This is a genomic window from Rothia sp. CCM 9419 (assembly GCF_048512815.1).
Classification (GTDB): Bacteria; Actinomycetota; Actinomycetes; order Actinomycetales; family Micrococcaceae; genus Rothia.
This window is the reverse complement of sequence record NZ_JBLXXY010000009.1, coordinates 1-13,768: the sequence shown is the minus strand read 5'-3', so window position 1 is coordinate 13,768 and position 13,768 is coordinate 1. Positions and strand designations below refer to the sequence as shown.

Here is a 13,768-nt window from a genome sequence, read left to right as displayed (position 1 = left end):
AATTCTATGAGGTCTTTTGCACTGGCGGAACAGAACCTTCATCCATCGGCACAGAAGGTGATTTCTGCTCACTGTCGAAAGGTACCACTTCGTGTAGTTCTGCTTTTTTGCGAGCCTCGTAACCTTTAAAAACAAAGCGGTCAAGCGCCCAAAATCTAAAGACCATCGCTAGAGCTGTACCGAGAATAGGTCCAGCAATAAAGTCCGCTATTTCTTGAGCCAGAAACGAGATATTGGGGTACGACAAATGAAATATATAGCGTGATACCCACTGTGGAAGAGCGTTCAACCCAATACCGATGACCGTCACAATGAAGAAGCCTAAGAACTGCTCGAACGTTGGCTTTCCGGAGGAGCCTTGCCACGTCCAACGTGAAGAAAGAATATACGAGACAATACTTGCTATTCCGGTTGCAAAAATAAGAGCTGTTGTCGGTTTTGCGGTAAGAACTGTGTATTTGAGGGCATAGTTAATGACCATGGTAAGCACAAAGCAACCACCACCAACAATGAGAAAACGGACTTTCTCATTCTGAAGAAGCTTAAAAAAACTTTCTTTCATGCCCTCAGCTCTTTTCTTTCATCATGGGCTTTGTTCCATAAAGTCTTAGAACACATCACCTCAAAATAGCATTATTACCTCTCTAAAAGAGGAGAATAGCGCTAAAAAATAGCGTGGTATTAGTTGCAGTTTAACCTCAAAGAGGCAGACGCCCTATGACGTCTGCCTCACCTGAGAAGGTAAAAGCTGCTCTTAGAACTCGATATGTGACGGGTCAGGGCCAATACGCCCATCTGCACGAGTCAATGAGTTAATAGCCTCAATATCTGCATCATCGAGGCGTACCTGTAGCGACTCAAAGTTGGACACAATTCTTTCTGGCGTGACCGATTTAGGAATAACAACGTTGCCTAACGCTAAATGCCATGCGATAACAACTTGTGCCGGTGTGGCCTGATGTTTTTGAGCGATTTCAGTGATGACAGGGTCACTGAGTAACTGGCCACCTTGACCTAACGGAGACCATGCCTCGGTTAATATTCCAAGCTCCTGATGAACTGCACGCAACTTCTCTTGAGAGAAATATGGGTGCAACTCAATTTGATGGATAGCAGGGGTTACCCCTGTTACCTCAATAATTTCGCGTAATTGTTGTTCGGGGAAATTTGAGACACCGATGGAACGTACTAGTCCACGACGACGCAACTCAATGAAAGCTTCCCACGTCTGAACATATTTTTCACGATGGATAGAAGCCCAATGAATGAGGAGAAGATCAACACTTTTGAGCCCGAGGCGTTCTAAGGATTCTTCACAGGCTCGAAGTGTTTGGTCGTACCCTTGGTCGTCATTCCAAATTTTGGTGGTGACAAAGATATCTTCACGAGCTACGTGGCTAGATGCTAATGCTCTGCCCACACCAGTTTCGTTGCCGTAGATTTTTGCGGTATCGATATGTCGGTATCCGGCATCGAGTGCTAGTTGTGTCACTTCTTCTGCGCGGTCGTTTTCAACCTGCCATAATCCATAACCTAGCTGAGGGATGGTGTGTCCATCATTAAATGTTTTGAGAGGCTGTTGTGCCATCTGATAATCCTTTCGAAGGTGTGCTCAACGGCATCAATCAGAAAACTTTATGCGTAAAATTTTCTGTCTATTCTTTCATCATAGAATTAGTGCCGCCCAAAAATGCTGGTGTTACTTTTCTTTGCGTCATCAGATAATCTTCATCAACGCACCGATAACCCCTGAAAAGATGCGCAAATAGACGGCATAAGACACGGTTAGCCATAGTGTAGTATTTCCCTCATGGCGAAAATTTTTATGGATTTAACGCCGGTCAAAGAACTCCCCGAGTACCGCCGGCTGTGGATTGGTTCTCTCTTTTCTAGTTTGGGTTTCCAAATTACATCAACAGCCGTCACCCTAGAAATTTTTTCGTTCACGCACTCCACCTTCGCCGTAGGGCTTCTCGGCTTTATTGTGGTGTTACCCCTTATCATAGGAGGTCTTTACGGAGGAGTCATTGCCGATAACTATGACCGTCGTAAAGTTTCTTTAACCGCCAGCTGGGGCATGTGGCTCATGACCCTTTTCATTGCCTTGCAATCATGGATCAATCTCCAGAACCAATGGGTTTTGTATACTCTCGTTGCTTTAGAATCATTACTTTTCCCCATTAATCAGGCTGCTCGTGGCGCTATTATCCCTCGAATAGTTCCGCCAAAACTTCTTGCATCTGCCAATGCACTTAATATGAGCGTTGGCTCCTTGGGCATGGCTCTTGGGCCTTTACTCAGCGGTTTATTCATTGCTTCTATCGGATATAACTACACATACCTTGTTAACGTTTTTGCTCTACTGGTCAGTATCTGGGCGCTATATAAACTTCCTACAGTCCTTCCTGAACACGATGAAAAAACACCAAAGGTTCGTGGTCTTCGCTCCGTAGTAGAAGGCTTTTATTTTGTACGGCGCACCCCCGTCATTGCGATGACGTTCATCGTTGATTTGATTGCGATGATATGTATCCAAGCCCGTCCTCTCATTCCGGCTCTAGTGCTCCTCTCCTTTGGTGGTGGAGACCTTGGCGCCGGTGTGCTCTTCTCAGCTGGCGCACTAGGGGCTTTTATTGGGGTCACTTTTTCGGGGTGGCTATCAGCTATACAACGCCGTGGAGCTTTCCTCACAATGAGCTATGTGTTGTGGGGGATAGGATTCGTTTTCTTCGGCACAATTGCATTCTTCTTAGAAGGACGCTCTCCGAGCGAGTCCTTGCACGAAAACCTGTTACCTCTTGTCTGTGCTTCTTGCGCGTTAGCGGTAGCAGGCTGGGCAGATGGTGTAGGCGGTATATTCCGTTCTACTATCATTCAACAAGAAACCCCCGATAGGCTTCGCGGACGTCTTCAAGGTATCTTCATCATGACCCTTGCTGGTGGGCCTAACATCGGTATTGGTGTGATGGGTCTGGGAGCTGCACTATTTGGTACCTCAATGACAGCCATCATTGGTGGTGTGATATGCGTTGGTGCTATCGTGCTAGCGACATACTGGAAACCAGCTTTGTGGAGATATCCAACCGAAAATACTCTTGAACAATAATGAACGATAACTTCCCTTGTATTCTTGGGGTAGTAGCTTATTGGACAGATATAAAGAAAAGAGATCCTCATGGCTGGCGGGCTAGTTGCGCTCCTAGACGACATCGCAGCATTAGTAAAACTCACAGCGGCAAGCACCGACGACATCGCTGCCGCAGCCTCTAAAGCAAGCGCTCGCGCTATTGGTGTTGTTGTTGATGATACTGCTGTTGTTCCCCAATATCTGAACGGGGTAGAACCTCGTCGTGAGCTACCTATTATTCGTAAAATTGCGGTTGGTTCTCTCCGGAATAAGCTATTTTTTATTCTTCCACTGATTATCTTTTTGAGTTGGTTATGGCCAGCGTCATTAACTCCGTTGTTAATGTTAGGTGGTCTGTACCTCTGTTTTGAAGGTGCTGAGAAGATACTAGAGTTATTTCATCCGCACTCAGCAGAAGAGACCGAAACCCCCGCTATTATTGCTGGGGAAGAAGCCGAGAAAAACGTTATTTCTGGGGCGATTAGAACAGACTTCATTCTCTCTGCCGAGATTATGGTCATCGCCATGAACACTATTGCTCATGAGGGAACGTGGGCTATTCGTATTATCTCCCTCATCGTGGTGGCGGTGCTGATTACTCTACTTGTCTACGGTGTTGTTGCCGTACTCGTGAAGATGGATGATGTCGGCTTAGCGCTCATGCGCCGTGAATCTTCTATGACACAAAAAATAGGCGCTGTGCTCGTGTCAGGAATGCCTCTTGTGATGAAAGGTATTTCATTACTTGGTACTTTTGCGATGCTTTGGGTGGGCGGGCATATCGTCTTGAGCGGTTTAGCAGATATCGGTTTTCACGCCCCAGAACATGCAGTTGAATACCTTGTTCATGCTCTCACCTCGTGGAGTTCCGGTACTCTTCTGAGCGTGCTTGCATGGTGCGCTGAAACATTTTTTGCCATGATCTTTGGTCTGTTATGTGGCGGTATTGTGGTTGTTACAACGCACTTCTTCTCATCGCTACGAGGTACTCAATAGTTCTCGGATATGTTCTGCTGTCATCTTTTCGCTAAAGAAATCTCCATCATCAACAACAGCGTCGAAGAGTGCAGACTTATTTTTTTGTAATTCCATAACTTTTTCTTCAATGGTTCCCGCAGCAATAAGCCTGTAAACCATCACATGTCTGGTCTGCCCAATACGGTGGATTCTGTCGATGGCTTGTTGCTCTGCTGCAGGGTTCCACCACGGGTCCATCAAGAAACAATAATCTGCTGAGGTGAGGTTAAGGCCGAACCCTCCCGCCTTGAGAGAGATGAGAAAGACGGAGCTTTCTCCTCGCTCAAATTGTTCGATAACTTTTGCGCGGTCTCTTGTCGAACCGTCAAGATAGCAGAATTCAATATTCTGTTCTTCTAAATCTTTTGCGATGGTTTTAAGGTAGCTGGTGAACTGGGAGAAAATCAGTACACGGTGTCCCTGAGAGAGAACTTCTGGCAGATACGACTGAAGGTACTCTAGTTTTGATGAGGTAATGTGCGAGTACTCTTCGTCGACTAGATGAGGTGCTAGCGCCATCATGCGTAGTTTTGTTAACGAACGGAAGACCGTAAAACGGTTTTTGTCCATATCTTTGAGCAGTCCCAGAACTTTTTTGCGTTCTTGTTGTAGGAGCATATCGTATACTTTACGATGCTCTGGGTTAAGAGCAATGGGCATTCTTTGGTCTGTTTTATCTGGTAGCTCTGTGGCAACAAGTTCTTTCGTTCGCCGGAGAATCAGCGGGCGTATCCGTTGCCGTAACTGTTCGAGTTTTTCGTGGTCTTTGCTTTCAGTGATGGGTTGTACGTAATAGTCTTTGAATTTTCGTGCACTGGGGAATAGACCTGGTGCCACGAGAGAGAAGATAGACCATAACTCCATGAGGTTGTTTTCCATGGGTGTTCCGGTGACGGCAAGTTTGAAACGTGCAGGTATTTTTCGTGCTATTTGGTGTGCTTGAGTCCTCGCATTCTTAATGAACTGCGCTTCATCAAGAATGACCCCGTTCCACGGTGTTTCTTGTGCGTAACTGTTAAAAGCGTTGGAATCTAGTCGTAGCAGAGTGTATGAGGTGATAACGACTTGTGCCTGACCGATACGTTCTGTGAGTGTTTGTTGCGATTTTGCAGTGGATGTGGTGATGGCGGCGATTTCAAGTTCTGGTGCGAAGCGTTCTAATTCTTGTACCCAGTTGGGAACAACAGAGGTGGGGGCAATGATGAGGAAAGGAGCAAATGATGGGGTGCTGTTATTGAGCTCTTCGACCCATTGTTCATAGGCTTTGAGCATCATGGAAATAGTTTGTAGTGTTTTACCAAGCCCCATGTCATCACCGAGGACGGCTCCAAGGCGGTGTTTCCACAGGAAGTAGAGCCATTGGTAGCCTTCTTCTTGGTAGGGGCGTAGCTGTGCTTGGAGTGTTGCTGGAGTCGGTACGTTATCGCTACTGTCTTTGTCGCTGAGGAGGCTGTGAATATTTTCTTGCCATCCTTGGCATGATTGTGTGGTGGTGGCAAGATCTTCGAGTTCTTCCCACATCCCTAATTGGTGTTTGTTGAGGCTAAGTGGTTGGTCTGGTTCTGAGAAGTCTTCTATTTCGGCTAGTAGTTGACGTAGTTTGATAAATTCTGGTCGGTTGAGGGGATAGTAGTTGCCATCACCGAGAAGGATGTGTTTTTTCCCCGCGTTGAGTGCCTCAAAGATCGTAGAGAATGATACGGTCCATTGACCAATGGTGACAATAATTCCAAGGTCAAACCAGTCTTGGGTGTCGCTTGGTTCAACTCTCATCTGGATTTCGGGGGTAACGTCCAGTTCTGTGAATTGAGGTTCTTGTCCATGAGTTTGGATGCGGAGTCCACGAACATTGCGGTATTGGGGCAGTATCGATTCGGTGAGTTGTTGAACATCCCAGTCGTAGAAGTGTTGTTCTGTGAGCTGTAATGCGGGGTAGATATTTTTGAGTTGCGCGAGGATTGTATTTTCGTAGTTTTTATCGCGCTGTTCATAGATGTCTAATAAGGTGCTCTGTACTGGGAAGTATTCGAGGTTGCTTTCATCTCGTGTGTTCTTGAGCGGGTCTTTAGGGTATTCCCATTCCCAGCGGGTGTGGGCGTGGGGTGTTTGTTCGCTGTCGAAGTAGACGTGAAGAATTAGCTCTGGTTGTTGCACTTGGGGTGGTTGTATCGTTGCGTCGTTGGTGCAGAAGCTGATATTGCGTGTGAGATATGGGTAGAACTCTTGATAGAAACTATTGATATCTTGTGAGGGGATTTCGATATGTTCTTCTCGGATAAGGGTTTCTGCTGCGCCGTTGAGTGTTTCTTTCAGGGGAATGAAAATGAGGTCGGCTGCGGCGTATCGGTCGTTGAGACGTGTTGGATTGATGGCGCTAGGTAGGGTTGTTTCCCAATGTTCAGCTTGTGCTGTGGCTTTGTAGTGTTCTTGTGCTTTGTGCCCGAGGGCAATGAATCCGTTGCGGGGCTGGCCTATTGGGTGGCAGTAGTATGCGAGGAAGGCATTTTCTCCTGTGGTGAGTGTTGGTGTGATGCGTAGACCGTCTTTGTAGCTGTGAAGTTCTGCTTTTAGCGTGGCTTCTTCGGTGTGCGCCGTAGTGATGGGTGTTCCCTCTAACAGGATGGGCAGTGCTATTTTTTCTGCTTTTTTGAGTACTTTCCATAGTAGGGACGAGTTAACCGTAGAAAGTGTTACCCAATCGCGGTGGGAAGTATACGCTGATTGCCAAGGTCTGATGATGGAGTAGAACTCTCGCAACCATCGTTCGTGTTCGGGTCGGAGGGCGTGGCTGCTTGTCTTTCCGGTGTAATCTTTTTGGAAGTGTTCCCAGTTGATGCCGTCTTTAATCCAACGGTTGTTTTTACCTTGGACGAGTGGGCGTGCTTGTAGGGTGATACGTGGTGTTTTGTGTTGACCGCTACCGAGTGCGAAGCGGGAGTTAACGTGCATTTTGAGGTCGAGAGCGGCGATGGTATTGCTGTTATTTTCGTAGGGTATCCGGTGATGCTGCGCCAGTGTTTGTGACAGTGTTCTGCGCCATGTCGACATTTTTTGTTGTTCTGCTAGCTCTTGTGCAGTAGTGATTCCGTGGTGTTTGAGCTGTTCTTCGCTGAGTCCGTCTGTGACGCGTTGAGTGGAACTTTGAGCTTTGCTAACTTTTTCGGCTCTTTCGATGGCGGTGAGCATGATGGCTACGGAGTGTTTGCAGTCGGTGCGTACTGGGCAGGTGCATCGTGCGGAGAAAGCGAGGGATCCTTCAACCTGTTCTGCGGGGAAGACAATTTTGCTGAGGTATGGGTCTGTTGCGTCGCCGTAGGTTGTTCCTGTCAGGATGTGTGCTTGGGCGTCGTAGGAGTATCGGGCGACTTTGCCTTCTTGCATGTATTGTTTTCCGCGCAGGTAGGTGCGGTGTCCTACTTGCTGGATAATTTTTGCTGCGCTGACGGGGATTCTGGGGAAAGCTGATGGTGCATTCACGGTGGTTGTATCCTCTGCTGGCAGGGTGCATATATGTTCTAGGTTACCGGATGAGCTTGCACCAAAGCTGGTGTAGCCTAAATCTCTCAAATATTTTGGGTTGAGCTCTTTGTTTTTTGTGGTGGTTGCGTTATTCTGGATTCAGCTTCAAGAGTTTCAACTGATAAGCTCCGACTTTAGTTGAACGCCAACCCCATGTTCACGGGTGGCTCGGATGACGAAGCGGTTCGTATTCGCGTCATAGTACGCAGGCTGGTACGGACAAGAGCACTTCGAAAGGAAAGCGCATTCAGCGCAGTTGTATCATGCACAACACCGCTCGCCCTCAGCACAATATTCAAACTGTTTCTTCTGCTCAAACTCGTGGCGGTTACGCTGCCGTAAGCATTCAAGATTACACTCGTATTTCCCATGAGCGTTCTGAGTTTCTTAACTTTTTGCTCTCTCCTAATCCGCACGGTATCCCTAACCAGGAATACGGTATCTTACAAGCAGCATGAGTATAAGAGGACTACTTCTAGACTCTGATGTACTAGCAGAGATTCGCAAAGCCACACCACATCCGCAGGTCGTTGCGTTTCTTCGCCGTCGCTCATATATGGTGATGTACATATCAGCACTTAGCCTAGGCGAACTTAAAGGGCTTTACCCCTACCCTGAAACAGAGCGGTGGGTTAACGAACTTCTCGAACGTTTTAGCGGGCAGGTCCTCGACGTTGATACGAACGTATCTTTGGCATGGGCCGGTCGCCAAATTCGTGCTGAAGAACGCCCCTCACCAGAAGGCCCTTATACGCCATTGCCTACCGCCGCACTTGAAGGGCTCATGGCTGCTACCGCTGAAGTGCATCAGCTAGAAATAGTTTCTTCTAAAGCAGATATTTATCGTCGCTGGGGAGTCCCTGCCGTTAATCCGTTGCATGAAAACACCGCGCGAGGACTATAAACACTGTGTCTTTTGCATGATCTTAAGATGTAGGCTGTGATGAGCTTAGCGTCTTGACCGGCATACATGGTATGGTTCAGTGGGGTGCACGCGGTGAAGAAAATCCTTGGTTTATGTCTCATTTGGATGAGAAAAGCTGTGTGAACTTCAGAGTTCAATAGAGTTCATGACAAGATAAAAGACGATGAAAACCAGCGTGATGAAACCTCAACAACGTTCGATACCGATGCCCCTCTGGCTACAGGGGGTTGTCGAACTCTTTCGTACTGCCTTCTACTCTTGCTTTGCTGTAGTGCTACTACTGGGTGCCGTATGGTTTACCGGCGGTTTTGAACAGCGTGACCTCTACGCTATGGCAGTTTTAGTTAGCCAAATGTGGCTTCTAATCCATGGGGTTCCTCTTCATCTGAACATCTCTGCCCCGTATGGAGACACCCCCGATATTCAGGGGACGATGAGCTTTATCCCGTTGGGTTTAACGCTGATACCCTTATGGTTATGTTTCCGTTCAGGACGAGTCTTAGCTCAAGCATCTCGTGAGGGACAATTCTGGATACCAACATTAACCGGAGCTATCACTTATAGTGCCTGTGCTGGGGGCTTGAGCCTTTTGACAACAGATACTGCTGCGGTAGCGTACCCTGTAGCTTCTGCACTTGTACCGTGTTGGGTCGTTTTATCAGGGCTTATTCTTGGTGGCTGGTACGAGTCTCGTTCTTTGGCGAGAATGATCGGTGTTAACGCTGCAGAATGGGTTGCTCAGTTTAGCCAGTACTCACGTTGGACGGGTTCTTATGTTTGGACGGTTCTTCGCGCATCAATCGTGGCAGTTCTTGCGTTTATTGGCTGTGGAGGGCTATTACTGAGCTTGTCTTTGCTCTGGCATTGGAGCGATGTCGTCACAATTTATCAATTGCTTGATGCTGGTGCTATCGGCGATACGGCTTTGACCTTTTTACAGCTTGGGGTCATCCCTAACGTAGTTTTTTGGGCGATGTCTTGGAGTGTCGGAGCTGGTTTCTCATTGGGAGAACATACCTCCGTAAACTTCTTTGAACACTCTACTGGTGTGCTCCCCGCTTTCCCTCTTCTGGGTGCCTTACCAACGGTCAATGAGCCGTGGAGCTATATTGCTATTGCGGTTCCTGTGCTGTGCGGTATTGTTGCTGGCTGGTGGTTCTTCCGCGCCGGCGAAGACCATCTTGATGAGTGGCTTTCTCTTAAAATTCCTTTCCGCTGGATTTCTTTGCCACTATCAACTTTTGCCTTAGCTATCTTTGTTTCTATTCCTGCCGGCATCATTTTGGCGTTATGCGGTTGGGCATCGCGCGGTTCTCTTGGTATGGGACGTTTTACTGATTTAGGGCCAGATGCTTTATTATTTGGTGCTTTATCTGCCGGTTGGATTGCTTGTGGCGTGATGATGGGATCGGTGATGGCCCCTATCTTCCATCGTGGCGCTATTACTGAGCTTGAGCGTTTCTCTGAGCTAAAGAATGACCGTGAAGAGCGCCGTCGTCGTAAACGTCTTGCCCGCGAGCAGAAAAAAGCGCAACGTCGAAACTCTCGTCAGAATTCTGCTATCGCAGAAGTTGAAGAACAGCATGATGAAACCAATAAGCCTTCTTCCGAGGCTGTGCGTCGTCTCTTAGAAGACTCTGATGAACCGTTATCGGATATGACGCTATCTGAGGTGGCTCAAAAAGAGGAGCAAAAAACTGCTGATTTTGAATCTGTCGTAGCCCAAAACTTACGATTGTTTTCTGATATCGAAGAGGAAAACCTCGAGGCTCAGGCAGAGGCTTCGTCAACTGAAGATGATGTATCGAAACAAAAAAATGATACTGCAGCCGATCAGGTAACTGGAGATAAGGATTCTTCTGAAGGGAAAACCCTCACTCACTTTAAACATGGGCGAGTCATACGCCGTCCAAAAACTCGACGTCGTTCTTCGTCGCAGTCTGATGACTCTTAACGCCTTTCGGGGCACAGAGCTTTTGGCGTTCTGAGGGTGTGAGAAAACCTCACTTAAATAATTGAGCTGATGGGATGTATCTAGAGCATCATCAAATGTGCTTGAAGACAATACCTTGAGGTTTTATTTTGAAGTTTATTGCGGGGGTTGTTTGTCCCAGTCTAATCGCTCTACAACCACCACCATGAGTACTGCTACCAGTACCCCTATAACTCCCGGTATAACTGCCCATATCGGCTTTATTTGAGTAAGGACCCTAAAAGATTATCTTCTAAATCAGCTTTACACTGCTCCTGCCGGACAATAGTCAGAGCATGACGGGTACAATCTGCAAACTGGTTTGTTTGGTCCATAAAAATTATTTGTATTGCGGTGCTAAACATGAGCACTAACGCAATCACCATAAAGAATGTGAACGTCACATACATGCCTGAGGACGCACGTGCCCGAGCAATATACGTCATGCCCCAAACAGCGCTGATAATCATCCCTAACTGAAAAGACACTGCTGCAATAAGCCACCACCCGCTATACGAGGAGAACACAAACCCTAAAAGGCCAAAAGCAATGCTCAAACGATGACAGACGTCAAGACGCTGCTTTGCGTCTTGAACCATGGGGGAGGACTCATTCTCAGGAAGCATAGGCTGTACAGACATACTCTCTAGGATACCTGCTCTGAGAGATTTGAGGGATTCCTCGCGCCTGCTCTCTCATGCGCAAAATACTTTAAGTCATATAAATAATTGAACTATTAGCTTCGCCACAAGGTGGGGTACACTGTGAACCATGCGTATTGTGGTGATGGTCTCTGGGTCAGGGACAAACTTACAGTCCATCATAGATGCTGTTTCGGCAGGCACCCTCACTGTGGATATTCTTGCTGTCGGTGCAGATAAACCGTGCCGTGGTATCGCACGAGCCCAAGAGAACGGTATTGAAACGTTCCTGTGCGAACCACATCATTATTCTTCTCGCGAGCAATGGAACCGCGCCCTTGAAGGACACCTCACCCGATATAACCCTGATCGTATCGTCTTCGCTGGCTTCATGCGCATCGTGGACAAACAACTTGTTGAACGATTCGCCGGACGTATCATCAATACCCACCCTGCTCTCTTACCCTCTTTCCCCGGAGCACACGGGGTACGCGACGCCCTCGCCTATGGGGTTAAAGTCACTGGAATGACGGTTCATTTAGTTGATGCAGGGGTGGATACCGGAACTATCCTTGCTCAAGCTCCTGTCTTTGTGGAAGATACAGACACCGAAGAAACCCTCCACGAGCGTATCAAAGTCAAAGAGCGGGAATTACTTGTGAACACTCTTGAACAGATAAGCCACACTCTACGTTCTTCGCAGAATGCCACGGAGAAAACCACTCCTGAAGAACATACACCCCCGCTTTTATAAGCGCCGGTGCCACAGATGTAGATACCTCATCACTGGTATCTAGCCCGTGGGCCGGGGCTGAAAACGGCTCAAAATAACACCTTTTACCCAGACAAAAAATTGGAGTATTTGTGAGCCTTACTCAGCTAGACCGTGTCCCCATCAAACGTGCGCTCATCTCTGTCTACGACAAAACTGGATTAGAAGACCTTGCACGCGAACTACACCAAGCCGGTGTATCACTCATTTCAACAGGTTCTACCGCAGCGACGATTGCTTCTGCTGGCGTACCAGTAACAGAAGTATCTGATATCACCGAGTTTCCCGAATGTCTTGAAGGTCGCGTCAAAACTCTTCACCCGAGGATTCACGCAGGTATTCTAGCTGACCGTCGGAAAGAAGAACACCGACAAACTCTAGAAGAGCTGAGCATCGAACCTTTTGACGTTGTTATCGTTAACCTTTACCCTTTTGCGCAAACCGTTGCTTCTGGCGCTGACCACGATGCTATTATCGAAAAAATCGATATTGGTGGTCCTTCCATGGTGCGTGCAGCCGCAAAAAACCATCATTCAGTAGCTGTTGTCGTCGACCCCCAACGCTATGATGACGTCATTAACGCAGCCCAAAACGGTGGATTTACTTTAGCTGAACGTCGCCGTCTTGCCTCAGCTGCTTTTGCACATACCGCCACTTACGATACCGCTGTAGCAACATGGACAGCCGCCCAGCTAGAAGGATCTGAGAACGCCCAATACTGGCCACCTTTTGCGGGACTATCCTTTGAACGTTCAGAATCTTTACGCTATGGAGAGAACCCTCACCAGCAAGGAGCTCTTTACGTAGACCCCGCTAGCGCCCCCGGCATTGCCCAAGCTGAACAACTCGGCGGTAAAGCAATGAGCTATAACAACTACGTTGATGCTGACGCCGCTCTACGCACCGCCTATGATTTCGATGAACCCGCAGTAGCTATTATTAAACACAATAATCCTTGTGGCGTGGCAATTGCACCACCACAAGCTGAAGACCCTATTGCACAAGCTCATATGAACGCTCACGCCTGTGACCCGGTGTCTGCCTATGGCGGTGTTATTGCAGCAAACCGCGAAGTGACCGCACAGATGGCGCAGAACATCAAAAACATTTTTACCGAAGTAATTGTTGCACCGTCCTATAGTGCAGATGCTTTAGAGATTTTACGGTCTAAGAAGAACCTACGTATTCTCGAACTGCCTCAGAACTATACGCGAAGCACCATCGAATACCGTCAAATTTCTGGTGGCGCATTATTCCAAGATGCAGACCAGTTACAAGCTGAGGGTGATACGCCTACCGCGTGGACTCTCGTTGCCGGTCAACCTGCCGATGAACAAACCCTCAAAGATTTGAGCTTTGCTTGGCGTGCCCTACGTTCTGCAAAATCAAATGCTATCCTTCTAGCTCATCAAGGTGCTGCTGTCGGTATTGGCATGGGGCAGGTAAACCGTGTAGATTCTTGTAAACTTTCGGTTGAACGCGCTAACACTCTTGCCGATAATGCTGAACGCGCTCGCGGTTCAGTTGCTGCCTCTGACGCCTTTTTCCCTTTCGCTGATGGTCTACAGGTGCTCATAGACGCTGGTGTTCGTGCGGTTGTTCAGCCTGGTGGCTCTATTCGTGATGAAGAAGTCATTGCTGCCGCTGAATCTGCTGGTGTGACAATGTACTTTACTGGCAGCCGTCATTTCTTCCATTAAGAAGAATAATTTCAGAGAATCTGTTCTCTGATAAGGGAGAGATACTAAGAGGGGTGTGGTTCAGAAAATATTTTCTCGCGAAGCCACTGGATGAG

Annotated in this window: 12 protein-coding genes and 1 riboswitch; of the genes, 7 read left to right on the top strand and 5 right to left on the bottom strand. The window is 47.7% G+C overall.

The window, feature by feature from the left end; translation table 11 throughout:
* Positions 1-4 precede the first annotated feature (4 nt).
* From ACN08W_RS07770 to ACN08W_RS07760, 3 genes are all read right to left on the bottom strand, one after another.
* Positions 5-562 (bottom strand): GtrA family protein, encoded by a 558-nt coding sequence (locus ACN08W_RS07770; RefSeq protein WP_419107477.1) that lies wholly within the window; start codon positions 560-562, stop codon positions 5-7.
* A gap of 192 nt (positions 563-754) precedes the next feature.
* Entirely contained in the window at positions 755-1,588 is an 834-nt protein-coding gene (locus tag ACN08W_RS07765; protein ID WP_419109196.1) for an aldo/keto reductase, read from the bottom strand.
* Between the two features lie 67 nt (positions 1,589-1,655).
* Positions 1,656-1,793, bottom strand: coding sequence for a hypothetical protein (locus ACN08W_RS07760; RefSeq protein WP_419103412.1), 138 nt, complete (start codon positions 1,791-1,793; stop codon positions 1,656-1,658).
* Positions 1,794-1,810: 17 nt separating this feature from the next.
* On the opposite strand from ACN08W_RS07760, the gene ACN08W_RS07755 reads away from it, so the two are divergent.
* Positions 1,811-3,106, top strand: coding sequence for an MFS transporter (locus ACN08W_RS07755; RefSeq protein WP_419107476.1), 1,296 nt, complete (start codon positions 1,811-1,813; stop codon positions 3,104-3,106).
* Positions 3,107-3,175: 69 nt separating this feature from the next.
* The gene (locus ACN08W_RS07750; protein WP_419109195.1) at positions 3,176-4,123 is read left to right on the top strand and encodes a DUF808 domain-containing protein; all 948 of its coding nucleotides are present in this window, start codon (positions 3,176-3,178) and stop codon (positions 4,121-4,123) included.
* On the opposite strand, the gene ACN08W_RS07745 is transcribed toward ACN08W_RS07750, so the two are convergent.
* On the bottom strand, positions 4,106-7,621 hold the full coding sequence (locus ACN08W_RS07745; protein ID WP_419109194.1) for an SNF2-related protein: 3,516 nt from the start codon (positions 7,619-7,621) through the stop codon (positions 4,106-4,108). The two genes, ACN08W_RS07750 and ACN08W_RS07745, sit on opposite strands and share 18 nt — an antisense overlap.
* A gap of 145 nt (positions 7,622-7,766) precedes the next feature.
* A riboswitch (SAM riboswitch) is annotated at positions 7,767-7,895 on the top strand.
* A gap of 31 nt (positions 7,896-7,926) precedes the next feature.
* Here ACN08W_RS07745 and ACN08W_RS07740 point away from each other — a divergent pair.
* From ACN08W_RS07740 to ACN08W_RS07730, 3 genes are all read left to right on the top strand, one after another.
* Positions 7,927-8,121 carry a nuclease PIN gene (locus tag ACN08W_RS07740; RefSeq protein ID WP_419109193.1) on the top strand — a complete coding sequence of 65 codons (195 nt, stop codon included), beginning with the start codon at positions 7,927-7,929 and terminating at the stop codon, positions 8,119-8,121.
* On the top strand, positions 8,118-8,567 hold the full coding sequence (locus tag ACN08W_RS07735; RefSeq protein WP_419107473.1) for a plasmid stabilization protein: 450 nt from the start codon (positions 8,118-8,120) through the stop codon (positions 8,565-8,567). The genes ACN08W_RS07740 and ACN08W_RS07735 overlap by 4 nt, the downstream gene beginning before the upstream one ends.
* Before the next feature lie 184 nt (positions 8,568-8,751).
* Positions 8,752-10,542, top strand: a complete 1,791-nt coding sequence (locus ACN08W_RS07730) for a DUF6350 family protein (protein WP_419109192.1) — start codon at positions 8,752-8,754, stop codon at positions 10,540-10,542.
* A 239-nt stretch (positions 10,543-10,781) separates the two neighbouring features.
* On the opposite strand, the gene ACN08W_RS07725 is transcribed toward ACN08W_RS07730, so the two are convergent.
* Positions 10,782-11,201, bottom strand: a complete 420-nt coding sequence (locus ACN08W_RS07725) for a hypothetical protein (protein ID WP_419109191.1) — start codon at positions 11,199-11,201, stop codon at positions 10,782-10,784.
* Positions 11,202-11,331: 130 nt separating this feature from the next.
* Between ACN08W_RS07725 and purN the strand changes: the two genes are divergently transcribed.
* Both purN and purH read left to right on the top strand, forming a co-directional pair.
* Positions 11,332-11,955: a phosphoribosylglycinamide formyltransferase gene (gene purN, locus ACN08W_RS07720; protein ID WP_419109190.1), complete on the top strand. Its 624-nt coding sequence runs from the start codon at positions 11,332-11,334 to the stop codon at positions 11,953-11,955.
* Between the two features lie 110 nt (positions 11,956-12,065).
* Positions 12,066-13,673 carry a bifunctional phosphoribosylaminoimidazolecarboxamide formyltransferase/IMP cyclohydrolase gene (gene purH / locus ACN08W_RS07715; RefSeq protein ID WP_419103406.1) on the top strand — a complete coding sequence of 536 codons (1,608 nt, stop codon included), beginning with the start codon at positions 12,066-12,068 and terminating at the stop codon, positions 13,671-13,673.
* Positions 13,674-13,768: the final 95 nt, after the last annotated feature.